This is a genomic window from Bradyrhizobium sp. INPA03-11B, from assembly GCF_040446015.1.
GTDB classification, from domain to species: domain Bacteria; phylum Pseudomonadota; class Alphaproteobacteria; order Rhizobiales; family Xanthobacteraceae; genus Bradyrhizobium; species Bradyrhizobium macuxiense_A.
Genome location: NZ_JASGSR010000118.1, coordinates 1 through 23884 on the forward strand (window position 1 = coordinate 1; position 23884 = coordinate 23884).

Sequence of the window (23884 nt, forward strand, 5' to 3'; positions counted from 1 at the left end):
CACATGCATTGCCGATTCTGGAATCCCAGGCTCAGCGTCCGAGTCAATCTGTCGCATCAGATCTGTGCATGCCCTAGTGCGAAAGCAGGGACCCATAACCACCGATGGTGGTTGTTGAGAAGAGCTGTGGCCACAGCCTTGCTCAAATCTCGCACGGCTGTGGTTATGGGTCCCGGCCTTCGCCGGGACGACGCCTGTAGGCGGGATGGCTATTGCCTCATACCGCCAGCACCTTGTCGTCGATCTCGGCGATGGTGTTGACGCCGCACAGGCCCATCGTGGTGGTGAGCTCCTTGCCCAGGATATCGAGCGCCTTGGCGACCCCCTCCTGGCCGCCGGCGCCGAGGCCGTAGGCATAGGCGCGGCCGATCATGCAGGATTTCGCGCCGAGTGCCAGCGCGCGCATGATGTCCATGCCGGTGCGGATGCCGCCGTCGAACATGATCTCGAGCTTTGAGCCGACCTCGTCGACGATCTCGGGCAGCACCTCGATCGAGGACGGTGCGCCGTCGAGCTGGCGGCCGCCATGGTTGGAGACCACGATCGCCTGCGCGCCGGTCTTGGCGGCGAGCTCGGCGTCCTCGACATCGAGAATGCCCTTCAGGATCAGCTTGCCCGGCCAGATCGAGCGGATCCAATCGATGTCCTTCCAGTTCAGCGTGGTGTCGAACTGCGATGCCGTCCATTCCGACAGCTTGACGATGTCGTCCATGCCTTTGACGTGACCGGCGATGTTGCCGAAGGTGCGGCGCTTGCCTTGCAGTACGCCCGACACCCAGGCCGGCTTGGTCGCGAAGTCGATCAATTTCGACAGCGACCATTCCGGCGGCACCGTCATGCCGTTCTTGATGTCCTGGTGGCGCTGGCCGATCACCTGCAGGTCGACGGTCAACACCAGCGCCGAGCATTTCGCCGCGATCGCGCGCTCGATCAGCGACTTGATGAAGCCGCGGTCCTTCATGACGTAGAGCTGGAACCAGAACGGCTTGTCGACGGCGGCCGCGATGTCCTCGATCGAGCAGATCGACATGGTGCTCTGGGTGAAGGGAATGCCGGCCGCTTGTGCGGCGCGGCAGGCGTAGATTTCGCCGTCGCCATGCTGCATGCCGAGCAGGCCGACCGGGGCCAGGATCAACGGCATCGCCGAGGGCTCACCGAGAATCGTGGTCGCCAGGGTACGCTTGGACACATCGACCAGGATGCGCTGGCGGAACTTGATCTGCTGCAGGTCCTCGGAATTGGCGCGCAGCGTGTCCTCGGTGTAGGAGCCGCGGTCCGCATAATCGAAAAACGCCTTCGGCACCCGGCGCTTGTGCAGCTGGCGCAGATCTTCGATGCAGGTAATGTGCTTCATGGACTTTCCCGGCCCTTCTTCTTGTCGCAAGTCTATTCGAGCAAGCCTTGTCGGTAAGTCTTGCAGCTGTTCGGTCTTGCCGTCATCTAGCATGGTTGGAGGGCCCGCCAAATCGAAGACGGATGGGAGAGCACGATGATGCAATCAGGCACCAAGCCAAAGGCCGACGACAACGCCGAAAAGCGCCGGCTCGACGAGGCCCTGGAAGAGGGCCTGGAGGAGACGTTTCCCGGTTCCGACCCCGTCAATGTGACCCAGCCGGCCCCGACCAAGGGCGACCAGCACGTCAAGCGCAGCGGCAAAGGGTAGGGGACAGCGCGCCTCCCCCGGGGATTGTCTGAACCACCGGAATGTTATATTTTTCAGCGCCTTAAGGCCGAAAAATGCGGTTCGGCCGTGGTAATGATTCATCATATTTTTTGAAGTCATCTTAGCGCCTGGCAGTCTATAAGGCCGATGCACGCTACACTGGTAGGCGTTCGGGACTCTCTCGCCGGGTGGTTTGAGAGGTCCGTGTTGGGGGTTACATGAGCCGCAAATATTTCGGGACCGATGGAATTCGGGGCCGCGCCAATGGACTGATCACGCCGGAGCTCGCGCTCAAGGTGGGGCAGGCCGCAGGGTTGGTATTTCAGCGTGGCGACCATCGCCATCGCGTCGTGATCGGCAAGGACACGCGGCTGTCCGGCTACATGATCGAATACGCCATGGTGGCGGGCTTCACCTCGGTCGGCATGGACGTGCTGCTGGTCGGCCCGATGCCGACGCCGGCGATCGCGATGCTGACCAAGTCGATGCGCGCCGATCTCGGCGTCATGATCTCGGCGTCGCATAATCTTTTCGAGGACAACGGCATCAAGCTGTTCGGCCCGCAGGGCTTCAAGCTCTCCGACGATGTCGAGAAGCAGATCGAGCAGTTGCTCGACGAATCGCTCGATCGCCGCCTGGCGCAGAGCGCGAGCCTCGGCCGCGCCCGCCGCATCGACGGCGTCCATGACCGCTACATCGAATTCGCCAAGCGCACGTTGCCGCGCGACCTCTCGCTCGACGGCCTGCGCGTCGTGGTCGATTGCGCCAACGGCGCCGCCTACAAGGTGGTGCCGGAAGCACTGTGGGAGCTCGGCGCCGACGTGGTGCCGATCGGCGTCGAACCCGACGGCTTCAACATCAACAAGGAATGCGGCTCGACCTCACCGGAAGCGCTGTCGCGCAAGGTGCGTGAGATGCGCGCCGACATCGGCATTGCGCTCGACGGCGATGCCGATCGCGTCATCCTGGTCGACGAGCGCGGCCACATCGTCGACGGCGACCAGCTGCTCGCGGTGATCGCGCAGAGCTGGAAGGAAGAGGGGCGCCTTGCCAAACCCGGCATCGTCACGACCGTGATGTCCAATCTCGGGCTGGAGCGCTTCCTGCAGGGCCACGGGCTTTCGATGGTCCGCACCCCGGTCGGCGACCGCTATGTGCTCGAGCAGATGCTGAGCGGCGGCTACAATCTCGGCGGCGAGCCGTCCGGCCATATCATCATGTCGGACTATTCGACCACCGGCGACGGCTTCGTCGCCGCGCTGCAGGTGCTGGCCGTGGTGCAGAAGCTGCGCCGCCCGGTGTCGGAGATCTGCCGGCGTTTTGAACCATTGCCGCAAATCCTGAAGAACGTGCGCTATCGCAGCGGCAAGCCGCTCGACTCCGCCGAGGTCAAGTCCGCGATCACCGACGGCGAGAAGCGCCTCAACGGCCATGGCCGTCTGTTGATCCGCCCCTCCGGCACCGAACCGGTGATCCGCGTCATGGGCGAGGGCGATGACCGCATCCTGGTGGAAGAGGTCGTCGACAACATCGTCAGCGCACTCGGCCACGCCGCCGCGGCTTAGGGCCTAACTCTCCAGCCAACCTTCCCCGTCATCCTGAGGAGCGGCCGCTTGGCCGCGTCTCGAAGGATGCACGGCCACCAGCCGGGCCGTTCATCCTTCGAGACGCGCTACGCGCTCCTCAGGATGACGGGGAGGTGGGACAGATGGTTGCGAGAACCACACCGCGCATCGCTGCCATCGGCTAGTGCAACTGGTCCGCCCTACCTCCGCGTCGTACGACACGGAGGTATTTTTGCGAATCCGTCCGGGAATGCTGCGTTGAACAAGCCCGTCATAAGCGAACAGGCACTGGGCGAACCGGTGCCGGTACCGGAATTGACCGCCGCGAAGGTGGCCGCCGCAGCGGGGCCGGCCTATGTCGTGCTCGCCGGCATCAGCTTCTCGCACTTCCTCAACGACACCATGCAGTCGCTGATCGCCTCGGTCTATCCGATCCTGAAGAACAACTATGCGCTCGACTTCGCGCAGATCGGAATGATCACGCTGGCGTTCCAGTTCACCGCCTCGTTGCTGCAGCCGCTGGTCGGGCATTTCACCGACAAGAAGGCGCAGCCGTTCTCGCTTGCGATCGGCATGGGCTTCACCTTCTTCGGGCTGCTGTTGCTCAGCGTCGCGCACTCTTACGGGATGATCCTGATCGCGGCTTCGCTGGTCGGTCTCGGGTCCGCGGTGTTCCACCCGGAATCGTCGCGCATCGCGCGGCTGGCGTCTGGCGGACGCTACGGTTTCGCGCAATCGGTGTTCCAGCTCGGCGGGAGTTTCGGCACCTCGATGGGACCCGTGCTCGCCGCCTTGATCGTGGTGCCGTTCGGCCAGCCCTCGATCGCCTGGTTCTCCTCGATCGCGTTCCTCGCCATCGTGATCCTCTGGCGCATCGGCGTCTGGTACAAGCCGCAGATCGCGGGCAAGAAGGCGGTCGCCGCTGCGCGGCATCCCGACCATCCGGACCAGCGGCGCGTGATGATCGCGCTCGTCGTGCTGGTCGCGCTGCTGTTCTCCAAGCAGCTCTATGTCTCCAGCCTGTCGAGCTATTACATCTTCTATCTGATCGACAGGTTCGGCGTCTCGACGCAGGCGGCGCAGCTCTATCTGTTCATCTTCCTCGCCGCGAACGCCGCTGGCGCGTTCATTGGCGGGCCGCTCGGCGACCGCTTCGGCCGCAAATACGTGATCTGGTTCTCGATCCTCGGCGCGCTGCCGTTCACGCTGGCGCTGCCTTATGCCGGCCTGTTCGCAAGTGCCGTGCTGACGGTCGTGATCGGCCTGATCATCTCATCGGCGACGTCGGCGATCATCGTGTTCGCGCAGGAATTGATGCCGCATCGCTTCGGCATGATCTCCGGCGTGTTCTTCGGCGTCGCCTTCGGCATCGGCGGGCTCGGCGCCGCGGTGCTCGGCAAGCTCGCGGACCACACCTCGATCGCCTTCGTCTATCAGCTGTGCGCATTCCTGCCGGCGATCGGCCTGCTCGCGGTGTTCCTGCCGAAGATGCCGAAGGCCGTTCGCTGAACTGCCGGCAGTGAGCCGGGCAGTGGCGGTTCCCGCATTAAGCATTCGCTAACACAAGCGGCTCGCGTGCGTTGCAAACGCGCGCATATGCGTCAACGCTTCATTAGCATCTGTGGCGAGATCGCCATCTTTCGCCGCTGCGTGCGCGCATTTATGGACCCATAAGCAACAGCCGCAGAATTAGGTCAGAGAAAATCAACCTTAAAAATTAGGGTTAAGTGCCGCTTAAACATTTGCTGCCATCGTCCGCCCGTGAGTTTCAGACGTGGGGCCTTTCGTGTCGCCTCACTTGGCCCAAAAGGACGAAGCCAATGCGTAGCGTAAAGACCCTGATTGCCGCGGGAGCGGCATCTCTGCTGTCCTCGGCGGCGTTCGCTGCCGACATGCCGATCATGCCGCCGCCTCCGATGGCGTATGCGCCTCCTCCGGTCCAGGATTTCGGCGGCTGGTATCTGCGCGGCGATATCGGCATGACCAACACCAAGGCGAGGCTGCACGTTAACGCCTACGACACGCTGCCGGCCGGCACTGCCTTCAATCAATTCGGCCACGGTTTCGACGGCGGCATGCTCTACGGCATCGGCGTCGGCTATCAGTTCAACAGCTGGTTCCGCGCCGACATCACCGGCGAGTATCGCTCGAAGGTGAGCTTCAACGGCACCGACTTCTTCACGTTCCCCGGGCCGAGCTCCTTGGGCGACACCTATCATGGCGGCGTCCAGAGCTGGGTCGGCCTCGTCAACGTCTACGCCGATCTCGGCACCTGGGGTTGCTTGACCCCGTTCATCGGCGCCGGTGTCGGTGCCGCAGTGCTCAAGACCTCGGCGTTCTCCGACGTCGCCACGTTCCCGAGCGGGTCGGGCCTGACCAGCTCCTTCATCGCCGACGGCGCAACCAAGACCAACTTCGCCTGGGCGGTGCATGCCGGTGTCGCCTACAAGGTCACCAACAACTTTACGGTTGAACTGGCCTATCGCTACCTCGACATGGGCACCGCTGGTCAAGGCCAGGGGCACTTCTTCGACGGCACGCCGACCGGCCCCTCGAGCTTCCAGTTCCGCGACATCACCTCGCAGGACGTGAAGCTCGGCGTGCGCTTCAACCTGCCGTGCTGCGACGTGCTGCCCCCGCCGCCGCCGCCCCCGCTGATCCGCAAGGGCTGATAAGGGTTAATTTCGAGGCCTCACGGTTAACGATTGAAAACGGCGCGGGATCATCCCGCGCCGTTTTCCGTTGCCGCGCCATGTCGCGAGCTTTGTGCAACTTGCGTGGTCGAAGACGGCCGGCGACAACGATTGGTTAAGGTTAACAGGCGATGATCAACGCGCATTCGATGAGTGGGATGGAGCGTTGCGATGCGTAGGTTCTTGCTGGCGGCGATGATGTTCGGGGCGGTGACCGGCGCGCAGGCGGCCGACATGCCGGAGTTCCTTCGCGGCAGTCTGCCCGCGTCCAGCGCACCCACCAGAAACTGGGACGGCTGGTATGTCGGCGGTCAGGTCAGCCAGACATGGATCAACACCGACTTCGGTGGCTCGGTTGCGCCGCTGACCAATTCCATCTTTCGCAACACGACGCTGCAAGGGCCGACGTCTCAATTCAATCTGCTTGGCCGGGTCAATTCGCAAAGCTCGGGTTTCGGAGCATTTGTCGGACGCAACTGGCAGTATGACGACGCCGTGGTGGGTGTCGAAGCAAACTATACCCATTGGTCCGGCCTTACGGCATCGACCTTCGGAAGCCTGGGTCCGATTCAAGTCGCGCAACCCACCTTGGTCCTGCCGGCCGGTGCCTCTGCCGCCGACGGCGTGACGTTGAATGGAAGCGCTTCAATGAAGCTCAAGGACGAGGTGACATTCCGCGGCCGGGCGGGTTGGGCAACCGGTGACTTTCTGCCCTACATGTTCGGCGGCCTTGCGGTCGGCCGAATGGATGTCTCGCGCACGGTCACGAGCTCCGTGAACAGAACGATCAACTTTGCCGACGGAAGTTCGACCACCTTTGCACTCCCGCAGTTTTCCCAAACCGCAACGGATGCGAAGACGGACGCTTACGTTGCCGGCTGGACCGCTGGTCTCGGCCTGGAATACATGCTGTGGAACTGTGTTTTCCTGCGCGGCGAGTGGGAATACGTCAAGTTCATGCCGGTCAAGAACACGTCGGTCACGCAGAACAGCGTACGTGCTGCGATCGGCTACAAGTTCTGACGAACGCTGCGTCGCTTGACACCGCAATGTGCGGCTGATCCGATGTTGCTCCGCAAGCGGAGCGACCTCACATGAAAATCCACGGCGACGCCAATTCAGGCAATTGCCTGAAGGTGAAATGGGTGTGCGACAAGCTGGCGCTGCCTTACACATGGGTCGAGATCGACACCATGAAGGGCGGCAGCCGGACGGCGGAATTCCTCAAGCTGAACGGTTGGGGACAGGTGCCGACGGTCGAGCTGGATGACGGACGCAGGCTTGCGCAATCCAACGCCATCATCCGCTACCTCGCGCGCGGCAGCGATCTGATCCCCGCCGATCCGTATCGCGCGGCGCAGATGGATGCCTGGATGTTCTGGGAGCAGAACAGCCATGAGCCTTATGTCGCCGTCTGCCGTTTTCAGACCGTGTATCTCGGCAAGGCCGTCTCCGAGATCGATCCGAATCTGATCAAGCGCGGCTATGTCGCGCTCGATCACCTGGAGCGGCATCTTGCCGGCACGCAGTTCCTGGTCGGCGATGCGTTCTCGCTCGCCGACGTGTCGTTGCTCGCCTATACGCGCACGGCGGAGGACGGCGGCCTCGAACTCGCGCGCTATCCCATGATCCGCCGCTGGATCGCCGATGCCGAGCATGTGCTCGGCCTGCCGGCGGTGCGCTGACTTCTGGTGAACATCGATATGACTGAAGCCTCATCGATCACGATCCGCCGCGCGCGGCGCGAGGATGTCGCCGCCATCGTCGGCATGCTGGCGGACGATCCGCTCGGCAGCGCGCGCGAGCGGATCGCGGATCCGCTGCCGCAAAGCTATTACGACGCCTTCGCACGGGTCGAGCGTGATCCGAACCTGCAACTCGTCGTCGCGGTCGACGAGAAGGGCGCCGTGGTCGGCTGCCTGCAGCTTGCGGTTCTGCCGGGGATCAGTTCGCAAGGCTCTTCGCGCGGTCTGCTCGAGGACGTCCGCGTTGCAAAACACTGCCGCAGCCGCGGCATCGGCGAGCAGCTCGTGCAGTGGGCGGTGACCGAGGCGCGCGCGCAAGGTTGCACGCTCGTCGAGTTGCTGACGCACCACACCCGCGTCGACGCGCAGCGCTTCTATGAGCGGCTCGGATTCGCGCGCAGCCATGTCGGCATGACGCTGCGCTTTTGAGCTGCGCGTACGAAGTTGTGCCGCTCACAAGGCAATGCCTGCGGTAGCCGCTGCTGCGCGATCCGGTTAACAGCCAATAAACTAAGCCGGCCTCCGTGATTTTACGGGGCGGAACGAGTCCGGTATGTCGGACGTCTCCCACGGGGCGGCGGGCAACTGGGGATTGGAATGTCGGAATATTCGATCGTCCGGGTCGGCAACGAGTACATCGTGCTGGCCGGCGATAAGAGCATTTTGAAAATATCGAGCCGGCGCAAGGCAGTTAAGATCATGACACTGGCGGCAGATTTGCTCGATCAGGAGACGGTGCAGCAGGTCGAGAACGCCCCATCAATCAGCCGTGATCTCCCGATCGTTCCGGAAAAGTCTGAACTTCCTTGACGTTTGGGTACCCTTCCACTATCTCCGACCGCGGGAAACCTCTCCCCACCGAGAGGCAGCTATCTGGAAGGGTAGATTATGACTGCAGCGAAGCCCGCTTCGCGGCCCAACGTGCCGCATTTCTCCTCCGGCCCCTGCGCCAAGCGCCCCGGCTGGAACCCCAACAATCTCAAGGACGCCGCCCTCGGCCGTTCGCACCGCGCGAAGGTCGGCAAGGCCAAGCTCAAGCTCGCGATCGAACTGACGCGCGAAGTGCTTGAGGTGCCTGCGGACTACAAGATCGGCATCGTGCCGGCGTCGGACACCGGCGCGGTCGAGATGGCGCTGTGGTCGCTGCTCGGTGCGCGTCCCGTCACCACGCTCGCCTGGGAATCCTTCGGCGAGGGCTGGGTCAGCGACATCGTCAAGGAATTGAAGCTGAAGGACGTCACCAAGCTGAACGCGGCTTACGGTGAAATCCCCGATCTCTCCAAGGTCGATCCCGCATCGGACGTCGTCTTCACCTGGAATGGCACCACGTCAGGCGTGCGCGCGCCGAACGCAGACTGGATCAGCGCAACCCGTGAAGGCCTCACGATTTGCGACGCGACCTCGGCCGCCTTCGCGCAACCGCTCGATTTCGCCAAGCTCGACGTCGTCACCTTCTCCTGGCAGAAGGCGCTCGGCGGTGAGGCGGCGCACGGCATGCTGATCCTGTCGCCCCGTGCGGTCGAACGGCTCGAAACCTACAAGCCGGCCTGGCCGCTGCCGAAGATCTTCCGTCTCACCAAGGGCGGCAAGCTCAACCAGGGCATCTTCGAAGGCGAGACCATCAACACGCCGTCGATGCTGTGCGTCGAGGATTATCTCGACGCGCTGAACTGGGCGAAGTCGATCGGCGGCCTGAAGGCCCTGATCGCGCGCGCCGACGCCAACACCAAGGCGCTCGCCGACTGGAAGGCGCGGACACCCTGGATCGACTTCCTGGCCACGGATCCCGCGATCCGTTCCAACACCTCGGTGTGCCTGAAGTTCACCGATCCCGCGATCACCTCGCTTCCATCAGATGCGCAGGCCGACTTCTGCAAGAAGCTGGTCGCGCTGGTGGAGAAGGAAAACGCCGGCTTCGACTTCGCGTATTACCGCGATGCGCCGGCTGGTCTGCGGATCTGGTGCGGCGCCACCGTTGAAGCAAAGGACGTCGAGCTGCTGACGCAGTGGATCGACTGGGCCTTCGCCGAAACCAAGGCGGCGCTGCCCAAGGCTGCTTAAAGAAGCGGCCTAGGCCGCTTCGCGTAATTCATCATCGTTATGGCCGGGCTAAAGCGCGAAGCGCGTCTTCGCTAGTTGACCCGGCCATCTATCGCGCAGAGTGGCCGGGCGGGCTTCGTGCCCGCGGCCGTCGTGTATTCAAACGCATCGTTCAGCAACGGATCATTCCGATGACAAAACCCAAGGTTCTCATTTCCGACGCGCTGTCCCCGGCCGCCGTGCAGATCTTCAAGGATCGCGGCGTCGAGGTCGACTTCCAGCCCAACCTCGGCAAAGACAAGGACAAGCTCGCCGAGATCATCGGCAACTATGATGGCCTTGCGATCCGCTCGGCCACCAAGGCGACCGCCAAGATCATCGAGAAGGCGACCAAGCTCAAGGTGATCGGCCGCGCCGGCATCGGCGTCGACAATGTCGAGATCCCGGCCGCGACCGCCAAGGGCATCATCGTGATGAACACGCCGTTCGGCAATTCGATCACGACCGCCGAGCACGCGATCACTTTGATGCTGGCGCTGGCACGCGAGATCCCGCAGGCCGACGCCTCGACCCAGGCCGGCAAGTGGGAGAAGAACCGCTTTATGGGCGTCGAGATTACCGCCAAGACGCTCGGGGTGATCGGTTGCGGCAATATCGGTTCGATCGTCGCGGATCGCGCGCTCGGCCTGCGCATGAAGGTGATCGCGTTCGATCCGTTCCTGTCGCCGGAACGCGCCAAGGATATCGGCGTCGAGAAGGTCGAGCTGGATGACCTGCTCAAGCGCGCCGATTTCATCACGCTGCACACGCCGCTGACCGAGAAGACCCGCAACGTCATCGACGCGGCCGCGATCGCCAAGATGAAGAAGGGCGTGCGCATCATCAACTGCGCCCGCGGCGGGCTGGTCGACGAGCAGGCGCTGGTCGATGCGCTGAATTCCAAGCATGTCGCGGGTGCCGCGTTCGACGTGTTCGTCGAGGAGCCGGCGACCACGAACGTGCTGTTCGGTCATCCCAACGTGATCTGCACCCCGCATCTCGGCGCCTCCACCACCGAGGCGCAGGAGAACGTTGCGCTGCAGGTCGCCGAGCAGATGTCGGATTATCTGCTGTCGGGCGCGATCTCGAACGCGGTCAACTTCCCCTCGATCACAGCGGAAGAGGCGCCGAAGCTGAAGCCGTTCATCGAGCTCGCCGAGAAGCTCGGCTCGTTCGCCGGCCAGCTCACCGAGAGCGGGATTCTCAAGACCACGATCACCTATGAGGGCCACGTCGCCGAGATGAAGATCAAGGCGATCACCTCGGCGGTGCTGTCCGGCCTGCTGCGCCCGATGCTGGGCGAGGTCAACGTGGTGTCGGCGCCGGTCGTCGCCAAGGAGCGCGGCATGGTGGTGGACGAGGTCGTCCGTGCCGCGCAGAGCGACTACGAAAGCCTGATCACGGTCACCGTCGCGACCGAGCGCCAGGAGCGTTCGGTGTCCGGCACCGTGTATGCCGATGGCAAGCCGCGCCTCGTCGACATCAAGGGCATCCGCGTCGATGCCGAATTCGGCAAGTCGATGATCTACGTGACCAACGAGGACAAGCCGGGCTTCATCGGCGCGTTCGCGAGTCTCTTGGGTGATGCGAAAATCAATATCGCGACCTTCCATCTCGGCCGCGTCAAGCAGGGCGGCGACGCCATTGCGCTGGTCGAGGTCGACGGCGCGGTGCCGGCGGAGCTGCTCGCCAAGGTGCAATCGCTGCCGCAGGTGAAGCAGGCCAAAGCGCTTACGTTTTAGTTTGCAATCCGACGGCTGATCCGCAGTCTCGCTTCACCTCTCCCGCTTGCGGGGAGGTCGGATCGCATCGACAGATGCGATCCGGGTGGGGGCTCTCTCCTCACAAAGATTCTCGATTGCGAAAATGCCCCCACCCCAAACCTCCCCCGCAAGCGGGAGAGGGAGCCAAAGCGCGCTCGTGGTCATCACCTGATCTCGTTCAAGCACACCCAAATTCCGATCTGCGGAACATGACGCCGTCTCCGACCCCGGAGGCGGCGTTTGTCGTTCCAGGGCCTCTGGTATTGCTGTTGCGCCGCACGAAAAATGTGTACGAACGGGCCACGACGCGCCACAATGACCGTCATCTCAGAGGGAGAAAACAATGCGTGAAGCCGTAATCGTTTCCTATGCGCGCACCGGCCTGGCGAAGTCCGGCCGTGGCGGATTCAACATCACCCCGCCGATGTCGCTCGCCGCGCACGCCATCAAGCACGCGGTCGATCGTGCCGGCGTCGACAAGGAATATGTCGAGGATTGCTATCTCGGCAATTGCGCGCATGGCGCGCCGAACATCGGCCGCCAGGCCGCACTGCTCGCCGGCCTGCCGAAGTCGACCGCCGGTGTCTCGGTGAACCGCTTCTGCTCGTCGGGCCTGCAGACCATCGCGATGGCCGCCAACTCCATCCGCTCGGATGGCTCTGATTGCATCGTCGCCGGCGGCGTCGAGAGCATCTCGATTCCCGGCGGCGGCTCGCCGAAGGAATCGATCGATCCGGACCTGCTCAAGACCGCGCCCGACATCTTCATGGCGATGATCGATACCGCCGACATCGTCGCCGAGCGCTACAAGCTCAGCCGCGAATACCAGGATGAGTATTCGCTGGAGTCGCAGCGCCGCATGGCCGCCGCGCAGCAGGCCAACAAGTTCAAGGACGAAATCGTCCCGATGAAGACCAAGATGAAGGTGGTCGACAAGGCAACCAAGGCCGAGTCGATCGTCGACTACGTGGTCGATCGCGATGAGTGCAACCGCCCCGAGACCACGCTGGAAGGCCTTGCCAAGCTCGAGCCGGTCAAGGGCCCGGGCAAGTTCGTCACCGCCGGCAATGCCAGCCAGCTGTCCGACGGCGCCGCCGCCGTGGTGCTGATGGAAGCCAAGGACGCCGAGAAGCGCGGCCTCAACCCGCTCGGCCGTTTCGTTGCCTGGGCCTCGGCCGGTTGTGAGCCCGACGAGATGGGCATCGGTCCGGTGTTCGCCGTGCCGAAGCTCTTGAAGCGCCACGGTCTGAAGGTCGACGACATCGACCTCTGGGAGCTCAACGAGGCCTTCGCCAGCCAGTGCCTTTATTCGCGCGACCAGCTCGGCATCGATCCCGAGAAGTACAACGTCAACGGCGGCTCGATCGCGATCGGCCATCCGTTCGGCATGACCGGTGCCCGGCTCACCGGCCACCTCTTGCAGGAAGGCCGCCGCCGCAAGGCCAAGTGGGGCGTCGTGACCATGTGCATCGGCGGTGGTCAGGGCGGCGCCGGCCTGTTCGAGATCTATAGCTAAGGCGCGACCGACGCGGATCGCGTGAGAACGAGCGGCCCGGCGCCAACGCCGGGCCGCTTTTCATTTGAACCGGTTTATGACGCCGACAAATCGGCCGGGTGCTCGCCAAATTCGAGAGCGGCGATCAGTTCGAGCGTCTGCCTCAGATCGGCGGCCTGCCTGGCGCCAAAGGCGGTCTCGAAACGATCCTGCGCCTTGAGCCAGGCAGCCTGCGACTCGTCGAGCCTCGCTTCGCCGCGTTTGGTCAGCCGCACCAGGCGGCTGCGGCGGTCATCCTTGTCGACGGTGATGGTCAGGAGGCCGTCGCGCTCCAGCGGCTTGAGGTTGTGGTTGAGCGCGGTGCGGTCGAGCACCAGCGCGGCGGCCAGTTCGCCCATCGTCGGCGCGCCCGAACGTCTGATGTGGACCAGAATGGCCCGTTGCGTGCCGCGCAGCCCGGACGTGGCAAGGACCTGATCGTAGAGCTGCGACACCCGCCGCGTCGCCTTGCGCAGCGCTGTGAGATTGCATCGGCTGGGTTCCGTTTTCGCCATTAAAGCCTCCGATCGTCTTGACACATACATGCATATGCACTTAATAGCAATAGATGCATATGCACATATCCGGAGAGAGCGATGTCGGAGATTGAGGCGGAGACGATCGGGCTGGCTATCGGAACTGACGCGCGACCGCGGGCTCGCGTCGCAACGGCATCACCGCGCCAGGTGCTCGCGATCGTATCGGTGGGCATCTGCCTCGCAAATCTCGACCTGTTCATCGTCAATGTGGGGCTGCCGAACATCGCGCAGGAATTCCGCGGCGCCTCGCTCGAGGATTTGTCCTGGATCCTCAATGGCTATGCGATCGTCTATGCGGCGCTGCTGGTGTTTTTCGGCCGCCTGGCAGAGCGCCACAGCCGCAATCTGAGCTTCCTGCTCGGCGTTGCGCTGTTCACGGCCGCGTCGGCGGCATGCGCGCTTGCACCCAACGTCGAACTGCTGGTCGTCGCCCGCATCGCGCAGGCCGCCGGTGCGGCGTTGATGACCCCGACCTCGATCGGCCTGCTGCTGGCGTCGTTTCCGCCCGACCAGCGCGCAGGTGCCGTGCGGACCTGGACGGCGATCGGCGGACTTGCGGCCGCGCTCGGGCCGCTCGCAGGCGGCGTGCTCGTCACCTTCGACTGGCGCTGGATCTTCATCGTCAATGTCCCGATCGGCGTCGTCGCACTGGTTATCGGCTGGCTCAAACTGCCTGAAGTGCCCGGCCATGACGTACCGCGCCCGAGCTGGTGGGCGGCACTGCTGGTGACCTCGGGCATCGGTGCGTTGACATTCGGAATCGTGAAGGCGAATGACTGGGGATGGGGCTCGCGCGGCGTGCTGCTCGGTTTTGCCGTCGCGGGCCTCTCGCTCGCCGCCTTCGCGTGGCACTGTCTGCGCTCGAAGAACCCGTTCGTCGATCCCGCCCTGTTTGCGGTCAGGCCGTTTACCGGGGCGACGTTTGTCATGGCGCCTTACTCGGCGGCTTTCGGCGCGATGCTGCTGTCGGTGGCGCTGTGGGAGCAAACCGTGTGGGGCTGGTCGGCGCTGAAGACCGGCCTTGCAATCGCGCCGGGTCCGCTGCTTGTCCCGTTCACCTCGCTGTTGTTCGCTGCCCGCCTGATCGCACGATTTGGCGCCGCAGCCGTCGTGTCCGCCGGAATCGCATCGTTCGCGGGCGGCCTCGCGATCTGGGCAATGCTGCTTGGGGCTGACCCCGACATACCTGCCTTCGTGGTCGGCATGATGCTCACCGGTATCGGTGTCGGGCTGACCTTTCCGACCCTGATGGGGGTCGGGGCGGGTTCGCTGCCACCATCGTCGTTCGCCACCGGCTCGGGTGTCATCAACATGATCCGGCAGGCGGCACTTGCGATCGGCGTCGCGATCTTCGTCGCGATCCTGGCTACGCCGGCCACGATGGCTGACAGGATCGCGGCCTTCCATCGCGGTTGGTGGATCATGATTGCGATCACCATCGCCGGCTTCGTGCCGAATTACCTGTTCATCCGGCGCCGGGCTGAGCGCTGACGCACGAAAGACATCGCCGCGCCATTCGGCAGCCGTGGCGCCGCCATGGTCGCGCCGCAGGGAAACCTCAATCGAACCAGTCCCTTCCTCGCTGCGTCTCACCACGAGAAACGGCGCGCCTTGAGCCCGGCGCGCGGTTCGTCTCGCGCGCGATGCGATGTTCCCGGAGGGATGTGTGATGCGAAGGATTGCGAATTGTCTTGTGACCTCCAGCCTGGTGCTGGCGGGAGCGCTGGTTGCCGGGCCGCTGCATGCGGCCAATCTCGACGCGGCGTCGCAGGTTGACGCCGTGACCGTCTATCCTGATGGCGCGAGTGTCACCCGCGTCATCACGCTGGATCTGCCGGCCGGCGACAATACGCTCGTCGCGAAGGATTTCCCGATGGGCCTCGATCCGACCTCGTTGCGGGTCGAAGGCGGGGCGGGCGACCGGCTCACGATCGGAGCCATCGACGCGCGGCCGCCGCGGCCGGTGCCGCCGGCCAACCTGCCCGACATCGACAAGCGGATCGAGGCGCTCAGGGATCAGCGCGAGGATCTGCAGGGAATCATCACGGCGGCCGAAGCGCGGCGCAAATTCGCCGAGCATTTTGCCGAGGCCTCGCCGGTCGGGATCGGCGAGAAGGGCGAGGCGCGTCCGGTCAGCGAGTGGCGTGCCGCGTTCTCGGCGGTCGGGGACGAAGTGGCAACCGCCGACAACGCGATCCGCGACGCCACGCGCAAGCAGCGCGACGTTGATCGCGAGATCGCGCGTCTTGAAGCCGATCGTGCCGCCAAGCCGCCGAGCAAGCTCGAGGTGCGGATCGAGCTGGCCTCCGCCGCCGCGACCCGCGCGACATTGCGGGTGACCTATGCGGTGCGCAACGCCCGCTGGATGCCGATTTACGACGCCCGTCTCGACACCGGCGCCAAGGACCGCAAGCCGGCGATCGAACTGGTGCGCCGTGCCGAGATCACCCAGTCGACCGGCGAGGATTGGTCGAACGTGGCGCTCGCCGTCTCCACCGTGCGAGTCGCCCGCGGCGGCAACGCGCCCGATCTCAATTCGCTGATCGTGCGATATCCGTTGCCGCCGCGGCCGCTGGCTGCGGGCCGAGCGTTCGACAGCGTGCAACAGCCCTCGGCGCTGATGCCCGCGCCGGCTGCGCCGCCGATGGAGCAGCATCTGTCCAAGCAGGCCGAGGAGCGGGATGCCACAGCTGAGGTCGGCGCCTTCCAGGCCACCTTCAAAATTCCCGGTCGAGTCAGCGTCGCGGCCAATGAGGGTGCCAAGAGCTTGCGCATCGCGACGGCGACGATCACTCCCGATCTCGCGGTTCGCGCCGTCCCGGTGCTCGATCCGACCGCGTTCCTGGAAGCGAGCTTCGTGCAGGCCGACGATGCTCCGCTGCTGCCGGGGCAGGTCTCGATCTACCGCGACGGCATCTTTGTCGGCCGCAGCCGGATGGCCACCGCCGCCAAGGACGAGACCGTGCGGCTCGGCTTCGGCGCCGACGACAAGGTCAAGATCGAACGCACGGTGGTGAAGCGCAACGAGGGCTCCGCGGGCCTGATCGTGACGACGTCGAAGACCGACGAGCGCGCGTTCAAGACCACGGTTCGTAACGGCCACGACTTCCCGATCAAGGTCGCGATCCAGGATCAGCTCCCGGTCAGCGAGAACGACGACATCGTGGTCGAGCTGCTGCCGTCGTCGACCCCGGCGACGACCACCAATTTGCGCGACAAGCGCGGCGTGCTGGAATGGGCGTTCGAGGCCAAGCCCGGCGAAGTCCGTGACGTCAATTTCGCCTGGCGGATGCGCTGGCCGAAGGACAAGGGCGTCGTGATGGTGCCGGCGGGGTGATCTGCGCTGGCAGCCGATGACTTCACTCCCGATCTCGGGCATCACTTTGCCAAGGGCAAAAATGCCTGAGATCGGGAGGATCCATGAGCTACCAGCACATCATCGTCGATGATCCGCGTCCGCGCGTCCGCCGCATCACGCTGAACCGCCCCGAGAAGCGCAACGCGCTGAACAACCGCCTGCGCGGCGAGATATTCGAGGTGCTGGAGCAGGCCGACCGCGATCCCGGGATTTTGATCTCGATCCTGCGCGGCGCAGGGCCGTGCTTCTCGGCGGGCTATGACCTGTCCGCTGATAACCGCGTCGACCAGCCCTACCATTCGGCATCCGGCCCCGGCCAATGGTCGCGCCATGTCGTCGAGGGCTGGTTCTCGATCTGGGATCTTGCAAAGCCGGTGATCGCACAGGTGCACGGCTATTGCCTCGCCGGCGGTACCGAGCTCGCCACCGCATGCGACGTGGTCTATGTCGCCGACGATGCCCAGATCGGCTACCCGCCGGTGCGGCTGATGAGCCCGCCGGACATGCAGTATCACCCCTGGCTGGTCGGCATGCGCCGCGCCATGGAATTGATGCTGACCGGCGACGCGATGTCCGGCCGTGAGGCCGCCGAATGGGGGTACGCGACCCGGTCATTCCCGATCGGCGAGCTGGAGAGCAGAACGCTGGATTTTGCCGAGCGCGCGGCAAAGGTGCCGATCGAGTTGCAGCAGCTCAACAAGCGCTCAGTTCATCGTGCGATGGAAATCATGGGCGCCCGCGCCGCGATGCGCGCCGGCACCGAGATCCAGGCGCTGGCCTTCACGACCGAGGCGAGCAAGGCTTACATGGCAGGCTTCCGCCGCGACGGCGGCAGCGTGAAGGCCCAGCTCGACCAGCGCGACACCACGTTCGGAGATTACCGGACCAAGAAGGAGTGACGCTCGGCGAGAGAGCGCCGGCTAGAAGCCGGCGTTCTCCTCCAGCCATTGCTGGTTGTCCCAGTGCGCGCGACGGCCGAGGACATAGTCGCGAACATCGTCCATGAAGCGCACCTTGCTGGCGAGCGCGCCAATGAAGGCGGCGATCGCCGCGATCCACGGCCATAGTTGCATGAGCAGTGTGTCGGGTATCTGGCTGGCGAACCCAGCCTGCAGCGCGCTCATTGCGAAGTAAGCCAATACGGCCCATGCAAGGGCCAATATCGTGGCCACTGCTCCGTAGCTGTTTTGATGAAGCCTCACCAATCGGCGCATCAAGCACAGATAGGCAAAGTACACGATCACGCCGAGTATCAGGGCGACGCATGCCGGCGGAAGGCCCCAGCTTTGATCCCAGGTCAGGTACACAATGAAGCTCGCAGCTATCAGCGCCTCGATGGTGGTCAGGCTGGATTTCTCTTGCATGATTTGCCTCAAGGCGATTCGAGTATCGGCGGAGGCTATCATCATCTAGCGCGTTGCTAGAAGTGCAATTGTAGAACAACCTTTGGATTGAACCTGATCTGATGGCCACGCGCTAACAGGTGCGAGGAGAACGGGACGAGCCTCCGCATATTCACTGTCATGCCCCGCCTTGAGCGGGGCATCCAGTACGCCGCGGCCTATCCGTTGAAGTCGACCGCCTCTGGAATACTGGGTCGCCCGGTCGAGCCGGGCGACGACACCGTTGTGTGCGGCGAGCGCAGCAGACTCACTTCGCCTTCAGAAAATCGCCCACTTCGAGCAGCACGAATTCGTCGTCATCGGCCTTGTTCGGGTCGCGGCTCGAGGAGAACGGCAGGTTGTTGTCGTTGCCGACGATGATGTGGGTCTCGTCGACGCGGTCGACGTTCTCGATGGTGAAGAACGGGAAGGTGTAGACGCCGTCATTGAGCGGCTTGCGGGCCTTCCTGTTCGGATCGCGGATCTTCATCAGGTCGATATAGGCGATCTTGCGCACCGGCTTGCCGACATTGGCGTCGGACAGCTCGATCTTGTAGACGCGCTTGAACTTGGCGAGGTCGGGGAAACAGTTCTCGCCGCGCTGGCCTTGCGGGCAGGCCTTGTCGGCGGTGCCTTCGCCATTGTCGCGCTCGATCACGAGGCCCTGGGTCGGGTCGATCATGTTGAAGTCGCCGATCGCATTGCCGTTCTGCTCGAACACATACTGCCAATAGCGCCCGGTGAACTTCTCCGCCGCGACGTCGAATTCGAGGATGCGCGAGGCTTCCTTGCCGTCGACCTTCTCCCAGTCCTTCTTGTCGGCATCCCACAGCGGCCCTTCGAGCAGACCGTAGAGGAACTTGCCGTCCTTGGAGGAAGCAAAGCCCTCATAGCCCTTGGAGCGGCGCAGATTGACGTTGGTGTAGCTCGCGCCGGGCGCGCCGGGCGACTGTACTGCCCAGTGATCCGGCGAGCGCACCGGCTTGCCGTCGGCGACGGTCTCGAACACGGCGAGGATCTTGCCGGTCTTGTCGGCCTTCAGGATATAGGGCCCGAACTCGTCGCCGATCCAGAAGATGTCGTTGATGATCTGGAAGCCCTCGGTGTCGAAGTCGGCGCCGGTGAGGTAACGCTTGGCGGTGTCCTCATGCACGATGCGGAACGGCACCTTCTTGTCGGGATCGTGCAGGAACACGGTCTCCTGGCGCTCGATCTTGCCGCCCGTCCAGTCCATCTTGTAGCGGTTCAGATACAGCATCGAGTCGGCCGAGTTGTAGCGCGAGCCCATACCGTTGTCGGTGATCACCCAGAACGTGCCGTCGGACATCGCCTTGATGCCGGAATGGCCCTGCAGCGGCTGGCCCTTGAACGGCAGCGACACGCCGGTCGGCCGCTCGTAGGACCTGCCCATCACGGTGCCGATCGCATCGACCCGCTTGCCGGTGGTGTACTTGCCGGAGGTCTTCAAATCGGCCGGCGCATCGGCTGGAGCGTCGATGAAGCTTTCCGCCGGCATCACGGCGTGTCCTGCCAGCGTCGCCGGAAATCCGCCCTCGCTCTGCGCGAACGCCGATGTGGCGAGCAGGATCGAGGCGACGGAATAGAGCAGGGACAGGCGCATGGTTGATCTCCCAAGAAAAGACACGACGAGATAAGCGATGCGGTGTTCTCCGAGGCGCCTGTTACAGCCGGCTGACAGTTTTGTGAATCGCCGATGTTGCGATGGGATAAGCCTTGCGGCGTTACGTCGCCTTGCCGACCGGCCGCATCGTTTGCGGCAGCAGGAACGGCACGCCGTTGCCGGTGTACTCGATCGCCGCGTCGATCTCGAAGATCTGCCGGAGCGTGTCGGCCTGCATCGCAGCGGAACGGTCGCCATCGACGGCAAGCCGCCCGCGATGCAGCAGCAGGATGCGGTCGGCGAACCGCATCGCAAGGTTGAGGTCGTGCAGGATCGCGATCACGGCGGTGCCGCGCTTGGCGCGCCGCCGCGCGGTCTCGACCAGGTCGATCTGATGCCGCAGATCGAGGCTCGACGTCGGCTCATCGAGCAGCAGGAGCCCCGGCCCGTGCAGCGCCTCGCCGCAGGCGAGCTGGACCAGCACGCGGGCGAAATGCGCGCGCTGCTGCTCGCCGCCGGACAGCGTCGGCAATTGCCTGAACCGGAAGTGCGAAAGCCCGACCTCGTCCAGCGCCGCGGCGACCAGCGCACGCGCCACGGCGCGCGGGCTTTCGCCGGCACCCATGCTGACGATTTCCTCGACCGTGAACGGGAAGGTGACGTTGACGTGCTGCGACAGCATCGCGCGGTGCTGCGCCAGCTCACGCGGAACGTAGGCGCCGAGGTCGCGCTGCCTGAGCGTGATCGTGCCGCGGGACGGCCTGATGTCGCCGGACAGCATCCGCAACAGGGTCGATTTGCCGGCGCCGTTGGGGCCGACGATCGCGACCATCTCGCCAGCGGCAATCTGCAACGAGACAGCATCGACCAGCGTTGCGCCGCCGACCGTCATCGATACCGCCTGCGCTTCGAGCAGTACGCTCATAGCGACACCAATCCTCGCTGGCGCAGCAGCATGGCGAGGAAGAGCGGCGCGCCGATCGCCGCGGTCAGGATGCCGATCGGCATTTCCGCCGGCGCCACGATGGTGCGCGCCACGGTGTCGGCGCCGACCAGCAGGATCGCGCCGAGCAAGATCGAGGCAGGCAGCAAGAGGCGATGCGCCGGTCCAATCACCAGACGCAGCAGATGCGGCACCACGATGCCGACGAAGCCGACCACGCCGCACACCGAAACCGCGACCCCGGTCATCGCCGACACCAGCACGATCGAGATCCGCTTCAGCCGTTCGACATCGACGCCGCTGTGGAACGCCTCGGCCTCGCCGAGTACCAGCACGTCGAGCCCGCGTGCGATCGAGAGGCAGGCGATCAGCGCAACGGCCAGCACAGGCGCGAGCGCCGTGAGCTTGCTCCAGGTCGCACCGCTCAGCGAACCCAGCATCCAGAAGGTGATGTCGCGGAGCTGGCGGTCGTCGGCGACGAAGACCAGGAGCCCGATGCCGGCATTGGCGATCGCAGCGATCGCAAGCCCGGCCAGCAGGAAGATCGCGATCGACGTCCGGCCGCCGCGGCTCGCGATGCCATAAAGCACGATGGTCGTGATCAGCGAGCCGGCAAAGGCCGCGACCGGCAACAGCTGGTGTTGCAGGAAGCGCAGGCTCTCGCCGAACTGGCTGTCGGTGAACACGATCGCCGCCGCCGCCGCAAGCGCGCCGCCGGAGGAGACGCCGACCAGCGCGGGGTCGGCGAGAGGGTTGCGGAACAGGCCCTGCATGATTGTGCCTGATACGGCAAGGAGTCCGCCGACCATCGCCGCTGCCGCGATCCGCGGGATCCGGATCGACCACATCACGAGCTGGTCGCGCACCAGCAGCGGGTTGGCCGCGCCGTCTGCCCACAGGCCGAGCGCGGCCGGAAGCCGTACCAACGGAATGCCAGCGGCCCCGACCGTCAGGGCGACGAGCGCTGCGGCTGTGAGCGCCGCAAACAAGCAGAGCAAAGTGAGTGTCGCCGCCGGCCGCAGCGACATGCCGGCACGCCGTTGTTTCCCGCGCGCGCTGCGTTCGGCCAGCGCGCTCATTGCCGGCAGTTTGCGGTCAGCACCGCCGGCTTGAAGGTGTCGGCCGCCGGCGCCAGCGCCGGATAAAGCTTGACCGAGAGATCGCGTGCTGCCGCCGCGGTGCGCGGCCCGAAGCCGAGCAGGTAAAGCCCCTCCATCGAGATGAACGCCTTGTTGGCCGCGACCGGCGTCAGCGCGAAGGCCGGATGCACGAACACGGCCTCTGACGTCAGCGAGTCCTTGCCGCGATCGATCGACAGCACGACGTCCGGCTCCGCCGCCACGATGGCCTCGTCATTGACCGGCTTGTAGCCGTCGTAACCGTCGATCGCGTTGACGCCGCCGGCGAGCTGGATGATCTCGTCCGCGGCGGTCTTGTGGCCCGCGACCAACGCCCGGCCGTTCAGCAGCGACATCACGAACATCACGCGCACCGGCTTTGTCACCTTGGCGCGCAGCGTGCGTAGTTGTGCGAGATCGCTTTCCACCGCAGCGGAGAGGCACGCAGAGCGCGGATCAGCACCCATGGCGTGGCCGACCAATTTGATCTTCTCGACCAGCCCGGCCTCCGAGAACGTCTCCGGCACCAGCACCAGCGGTACCTTGGCTGCCTCGAGCACATCCATGGTCTCCTTCGGCCCGGAGCCCTGCACCGCGAGCACCAACGACGGGTGCAGGCCGAGCACGCCCTCCGGCGACAGCTGGCGCATATAGCCGACGTCGGGCTTGTCGCGCAGCGCGGACGGCGGATAGAGGCTGGTCGCATCGACACCGGCGATGCGACCCTCGAAGCCGAGCGCGTAGAGGATCTCGGTGATCGCGCCGCCGATCGAGACGATCCGCGTAGGATCGCCGATCACGACATCGCGGCCGCGCGCGTCATTCACAGTGACACCCTCGGCGGTTGCTGCGCCTGATGGCAGCAGACAGGAGAATGCGAGCAGAGCGAGCGTGCGACAAATTGTCATCGGGGCCGTCACTTGGTCAGGATCAGCTTGTTCTGCGAGGTCAACCGCAAGCGGTAATGTTCTTCGCCATGCACGATGATGATCTCGCGCTCGGCCGAGAACAGGTCGCGGCTGTCGAGGCGATTCCCGCGCATGATGAGCGTTTTCGCCGCATCAGACGCTGATACGGCTTGTTTTGCCGCGTCGATGTTGTCTCCGGAAGTTGCCGACATTCTCGTGATGCTGCGCCTTCGAAATCGTCAAATGATGCCTGCTTGTATAAGCGGGCGTAGCCGCATTCCAACGTCTGCACTTTACAATCGATGTAAACAGCATCGCCGCATTCTTGACCGTTTTGTTGCCGGCCCGTAACCAATCATCACGCGATGCAAGTGTGTGGCTTGCATCGCAACGTAGCCAGCAAGCCGCTCGGTGGAGCGCACGCCAGCCAAATCAGACAAAGCGATGATCGGGCTGGGGCTAGAATGGCTGACGGGGCTAGGGTTTCGCGCGCCTTGATTTTGGGTGCGTCGGTGTTTTCAATTTCGGCAGCGTTGCCGCAGAGCGGTGTGGCGCAAACGGCCGATGCGTCGGCTACGCGTCTCGCGACCGAGCGGCCGAAGCAGGCCAAACGCAAGCCGAAGCCTGCCGTCGAACAGCAAGCGGCGGCACAGCCTGCGATGAATGCGCGTGCGCAGATCGGCGCGGTGCCGGTGCAGTCGCTCGACACCATCACGGCGGTGGCGTCCAAGACCGAAGAGCGCGCCATCGACGCGCTGGCGCCGGTCAGCTCCGTCACGCTGGAGAAGATTCAGGGCCTGCAGCCGAACCGGGTCTCCGACATTTTCTATAACGTGCCCGGCGTCTCGTTCCAGGAGCGCGGCGACGATCCGGCGACGGTCATCAATATCCGCGGCCTGCAGGACTTCGGCCGCGTCGCGGTCGTGGTCGACGGCGCGCGGCAGAACTATCAGCGCACCGGACACAATGCCAA

The 23884-nt window shown here is 64.4% G+C and carries 23 protein-coding genes; 15 read left to right on the top strand and 8 right to left on the bottom strand.

Annotated elements, in window-relative coordinates:
• Nucleotides 1–217 precede the first annotated feature (217 nt).
• Nucleotides 218–1354: an alpha-hydroxy acid oxidase gene (locus QMZ05_RS33020; protein WP_146993045.1), complete on the bottom strand. Its 1137-nt coding sequence runs from the start codon at nucleotides 1352–1354 to the stop codon at nucleotides 218–220.
• Nucleotides 1355–1489: 135 nt separating this feature from the next.
• On the opposite strand from QMZ05_RS33020, the gene QMZ05_RS33025 reads away from it, so the two are divergent.
• The 11 genes from QMZ05_RS33025 (at nucleotide 1490) to QMZ05_RS33075 (ending at nucleotide 13024) form a co-directional block, all read left to right on the top strand.
• A complete protein-coding gene (locus QMZ05_RS33025; RefSeq protein WP_167351874.1) occupies nucleotides 1490–1663 on the top strand; it encodes a hypothetical protein in 174 nt (57 codons plus the stop codon).
• A 218-nt stretch (nucleotides 1664–1881) separates the two neighbouring features.
• Entirely contained in the window at nucleotides 1882–3228 is a 1347-nt protein-coding gene (gene glmM, locus QMZ05_RS33030; protein ID WP_353704558.1) for a phosphoglucosamine mutase, read from the top strand.
• A 258-nt stretch (nucleotides 3229–3486) separates the two neighbouring features.
• Nucleotides 3487–4737 carry an MFS transporter gene (locus tag QMZ05_RS33035; RefSeq protein WP_353704559.1) on the top strand — a complete coding sequence of 417 codons (1251 nt, stop codon included), beginning with the start codon at nucleotides 3487–3489 and terminating at the stop codon, nucleotides 4735–4737.
• 311 nt (nucleotides 4738–5048) lie between these two features.
• Nucleotides 5049–5900: an outer membrane beta-barrel protein gene (locus QMZ05_RS33040; RefSeq protein WP_353704560.1), complete on the top strand. Its 852-nt coding sequence runs from the start codon at nucleotides 5049–5051 to the stop codon at nucleotides 5898–5900.
• Between the two features lie 192 nt (nucleotides 5901–6092).
• Nucleotides 6093–6944, top strand: a complete 852-nt coding sequence (locus QMZ05_RS33045) for an outer membrane beta-barrel protein (RefSeq protein ID WP_353704561.1) — start codon at nucleotides 6093–6095, stop codon at nucleotides 6942–6944.
• A gap of 71 nt (nucleotides 6945–7015) precedes the next feature.
• Nucleotides 7016–7606, top strand: a complete 591-nt coding sequence (locus tag QMZ05_RS33050) for a glutathione S-transferase family protein (RefSeq protein ID WP_353704562.1) — start codon at nucleotides 7016–7018, stop codon at nucleotides 7604–7606.
• 18 nt (nucleotides 7607–7624) lie between these two features.
• Nucleotides 7625–8095 (top strand): GNAT family N-acetyltransferase, encoded by a 471-nt coding sequence (locus QMZ05_RS33055; protein ID WP_353704563.1) that lies wholly within the window; start codon nucleotides 7625–7627, stop codon nucleotides 8093–8095.
• A gap of 168 nt (nucleotides 8096–8263) precedes the next feature.
• Entirely contained in the window at nucleotides 8264–8476 is a 213-nt protein-coding gene (locus QMZ05_RS33060; protein WP_353704564.1) for a hypothetical protein, read from the top strand.
• A gap of 78 nt (nucleotides 8477–8554) precedes the next feature.
• A complete protein-coding gene (locus tag QMZ05_RS33065; RefSeq protein ID WP_353704565.1) occupies nucleotides 8555–9727 on the top strand; it encodes a phosphoserine transaminase in 1173 nt (390 codons plus the stop codon).
• A 170-nt stretch (nucleotides 9728–9897) separates the two neighbouring features.
• Nucleotides 9898–11487 carry a phosphoglycerate dehydrogenase gene (gene serA, locus QMZ05_RS33070; protein WP_279708946.1) on the top strand — a complete coding sequence of 530 codons (1590 nt, stop codon included), beginning with the start codon at nucleotides 9898–9900 and terminating at the stop codon, nucleotides 11485–11487.
• 364 nt (nucleotides 11488–11851) lie between these two features.
• Complete coding sequence (locus QMZ05_RS33075) at nucleotides 11852–13024, top strand: acetyl-CoA C-acyltransferase (RefSeq protein ID WP_050423239.1); 1173 nt, start codon at nucleotides 11852–11854, stop codon at nucleotides 13022–13024.
• Nucleotides 13025–13098: 74 nt separating this feature from the next.
• Here the strand turns inward: QMZ05_RS33075 and QMZ05_RS33080 are convergent, their stop codons facing one another.
• Nucleotides 13099–13557 (bottom strand): MarR family transcriptional regulator, encoded by a 459-nt coding sequence (locus QMZ05_RS33080; RefSeq protein ID WP_353704566.1) that lies wholly within the window; start codon nucleotides 13555–13557, stop codon nucleotides 13099–13101.
• 81 nt (nucleotides 13558–13638) lie between these two features.
• Between QMZ05_RS33080 and QMZ05_RS33085 the strand changes: the two genes are divergently transcribed.
• The 3 genes from QMZ05_RS33085 (at nucleotide 13639) to QMZ05_RS33095 (ending at nucleotide 17838) form a co-directional block, all read left to right on the top strand.
• On the top strand, nucleotides 13639–15072 hold the full coding sequence (locus QMZ05_RS33085; RefSeq protein ID WP_353704567.1) for an MFS transporter: 1434 nt from the start codon (nucleotides 13639–13641) through the stop codon (nucleotides 15070–15072).
• A gap of 178 nt (nucleotides 15073–15250) precedes the next feature.
• Nucleotides 15251–16918 (top strand): mucoidy inhibitor MuiA family protein, encoded by a 1668-nt coding sequence (locus QMZ05_RS33090; protein ID WP_353704568.1) that lies wholly within the window; start codon nucleotides 15251–15253, stop codon nucleotides 16916–16918.
• 83 nt (nucleotides 16919–17001) lie between these two features.
• Nucleotides 17002–17838 (top strand): enoyl-CoA hydratase-related protein, encoded by an 837-nt coding sequence (locus QMZ05_RS33095; RefSeq protein WP_353704569.1) that lies wholly within the window; start codon nucleotides 17002–17004, stop codon nucleotides 17836–17838.
• 21 nt (nucleotides 17839–17859) lie between these two features.
• Here the strand turns inward: QMZ05_RS33095 and QMZ05_RS33100 are convergent, their stop codons facing one another.
• From QMZ05_RS33100 to hemP, 6 genes are all read right to left on the bottom strand, one after another.
• On the bottom strand, nucleotides 17860–18303 hold the full coding sequence (locus tag QMZ05_RS33100; RefSeq protein WP_353704570.1) for a hypothetical protein: 444 nt from the start codon (nucleotides 18301–18303) through the stop codon (nucleotides 17860–17862).
• Between the two features lie 286 nt (nucleotides 18304–18589).
• Nucleotides 18590–19942, bottom strand: a complete 1353-nt coding sequence (locus QMZ05_RS33105) for an esterase-like activity of phytase family protein (RefSeq protein ID WP_353704571.1) — start codon at nucleotides 19940–19942, stop codon at nucleotides 18590–18592.
• A gap of 121 nt (nucleotides 19943–20063) precedes the next feature.
• Nucleotides 20064–20867, bottom strand: a complete 804-nt coding sequence (locus QMZ05_RS33110) for a heme ABC transporter ATP-binding protein (protein ID WP_353704572.1) — start codon at nucleotides 20865–20867, stop codon at nucleotides 20064–20066.
• Complete coding sequence (locus QMZ05_RS33115) at nucleotides 20864–21964, bottom strand: iron ABC transporter permease (protein WP_353704573.1); 1101 nt, start codon at nucleotides 21962–21964, stop codon at nucleotides 20864–20866. Before QMZ05_RS33115 ends, QMZ05_RS33110 begins: the two co-directional genes overlap by 4 nt.
• The gene (locus QMZ05_RS33120) at nucleotides 21961–22911 is read right to left on the bottom strand and encodes a hemin ABC transporter substrate-binding protein (RefSeq protein ID WP_353704574.1); all 951 of its coding nucleotides are present in this window, start codon (nucleotides 22909–22911) and stop codon (nucleotides 21961–21963) included. The genes QMZ05_RS33115 and QMZ05_RS33120 overlap by 4 nt, the downstream gene beginning before the upstream one ends.
• Nucleotides 22912–22919: 8 nt before the next feature.
• The gene (gene hemP / locus QMZ05_RS33125) at nucleotides 22920–23123 is read right to left on the bottom strand and encodes a hemin uptake protein HemP (protein WP_353704575.1); all 204 of its coding nucleotides are present in this window, start codon (nucleotides 23121–23123) and stop codon (nucleotides 22920–22922) included.
• Between the two features lie 252 nt (nucleotides 23124–23375).
• Here hemP and QMZ05_RS33130 point away from each other — a divergent pair.
• On the top strand, nucleotides 23376–23884 hold a 509-nt coding region (locus tag QMZ05_RS33130), incomplete at its 3' end, for a TonB-dependent receptor plug domain-containing protein (protein WP_353704576.1).

Bases quoted from the DNA above. Each gene is read 5' to 3' on its own strand.
- QMZ05_RS33025 (WP_167351874.1), top strand. From the start codon at position 1,490: ATGATGCAATCAGGCACCAAGCCAAAGGCCGACGACAACGCCGAAAAG.
- QMZ05_RS33085 (WP_353704567.1), top strand. From the start codon at position 13,639: ATGTCGGAGATTGAGGCGGAGACGATCGGGCTGGCTATCGGAACTGAC.
- QMZ05_RS33065 (WP_353704565.1), top strand. From the start codon at position 8,555: ATGACTGCAGCGAAGCCCGCTTCGCGGCCCAACGTGCCGCATTTCTCC.
- QMZ05_RS33080 (WP_353704566.1), bottom strand. From the start codon at position 13,557: ATGGCGAAAACGGAACCCAGCCGATGCAATCTCACAGCGCTGCGCAAG.
- QMZ05_RS33055 (WP_353704563.1), top strand. From the start codon at position 7,625: ATGACTGAAGCCTCATCGATCACGATCCGCCGCGCGCGGCGCGAGGAT.
- QMZ05_RS33120 (WP_353704574.1), bottom strand. From the start codon at position 22,911: ATGACAATTTGTCGCACGCTCGCTCTGCTCGCATTCTCCTGTCTGCTG.
- QMZ05_RS33050 (WP_353704562.1), top strand. From the start codon at position 7,016: ATGAAAATCCACGGCGACGCCAATTCAGGCAATTGCCTGAAGGTGAAA.
- QMZ05_RS33020 (WP_146993045.1), bottom strand. From the start codon at position 1,354: ATGAAGCACATTACCTGCATCGAAGATCTGCGCCAGCTGCACAAGCGC.
- QMZ05_RS33105 (WP_353704571.1), bottom strand. From the start codon at position 19,942: ATGCGCCTGTCCCTGCTCTATTCCGTCGCCTCGATCCTGCTCGCCACA.
- hemP (WP_353704575.1), bottom strand. From the start codon at position 23,123: ATGTCGGCAACTTCCGGAGACAACATCGACGCGGCAAAACAAGCCGTA.
- QMZ05_RS33100 (WP_353704570.1), bottom strand. From the start codon at position 18,303: ATGCAAGAGAAATCCAGCCTGACCACCATCGAGGCGCTGATAGCTGCG.
- QMZ05_RS33040 (WP_353704560.1), top strand. From the start codon at position 5,049: ATGCGTAGCGTAAAGACCCTGATTGCCGCGGGAGCGGCATCTCTGCTG.
- QMZ05_RS33060 (WP_353704564.1), top strand. From the start codon at position 8,264: ATGTCGGAATATTCGATCGTCCGGGTCGGCAACGAGTACATCGTGCTG.
- QMZ05_RS33090 (WP_353704568.1), top strand. From the start codon at position 15,251: ATGCGAAGGATTGCGAATTGTCTTGTGACCTCCAGCCTGGTGCTGGCG.
- glmM (WP_353704558.1), top strand. From the start codon at position 1,882: ATGAGCCGCAAATATTTCGGGACCGATGGAATTCGGGGCCGCGCCAAT.
- QMZ05_RS33075 (WP_050423239.1), top strand. From the start codon at position 11,852: ATGCGTGAAGCCGTAATCGTTTCCTATGCGCGCACCGGCCTGGCGAAG.
- QMZ05_RS33115 (WP_353704573.1), bottom strand. From the start codon at position 21,964: ATGAGCGCGCTGGCCGAACGCAGCGCGCGCGGGAAACAACGGCGTGCC.
- QMZ05_RS33110 (WP_353704572.1), bottom strand. From the start codon at position 20,867: ATGAGCGTACTGCTCGAAGCGCAGGCGGTATCGATGACGGTCGGCGGC.
- QMZ05_RS33045 (WP_353704561.1), top strand. From the start codon at position 6,093: ATGCGTAGGTTCTTGCTGGCGGCGATGATGTTCGGGGCGGTGACCGGC.
- QMZ05_RS33095 (WP_353704569.1), top strand. From the start codon at position 17,002: ATGAGCTACCAGCACATCATCGTCGATGATCCGCGTCCGCGCGTCCGC.
- serA (WP_279708946.1), top strand. From the start codon at position 9,898: ATGACAAAACCCAAGGTTCTCATTTCCGACGCGCTGTCCCCGGCCGCC.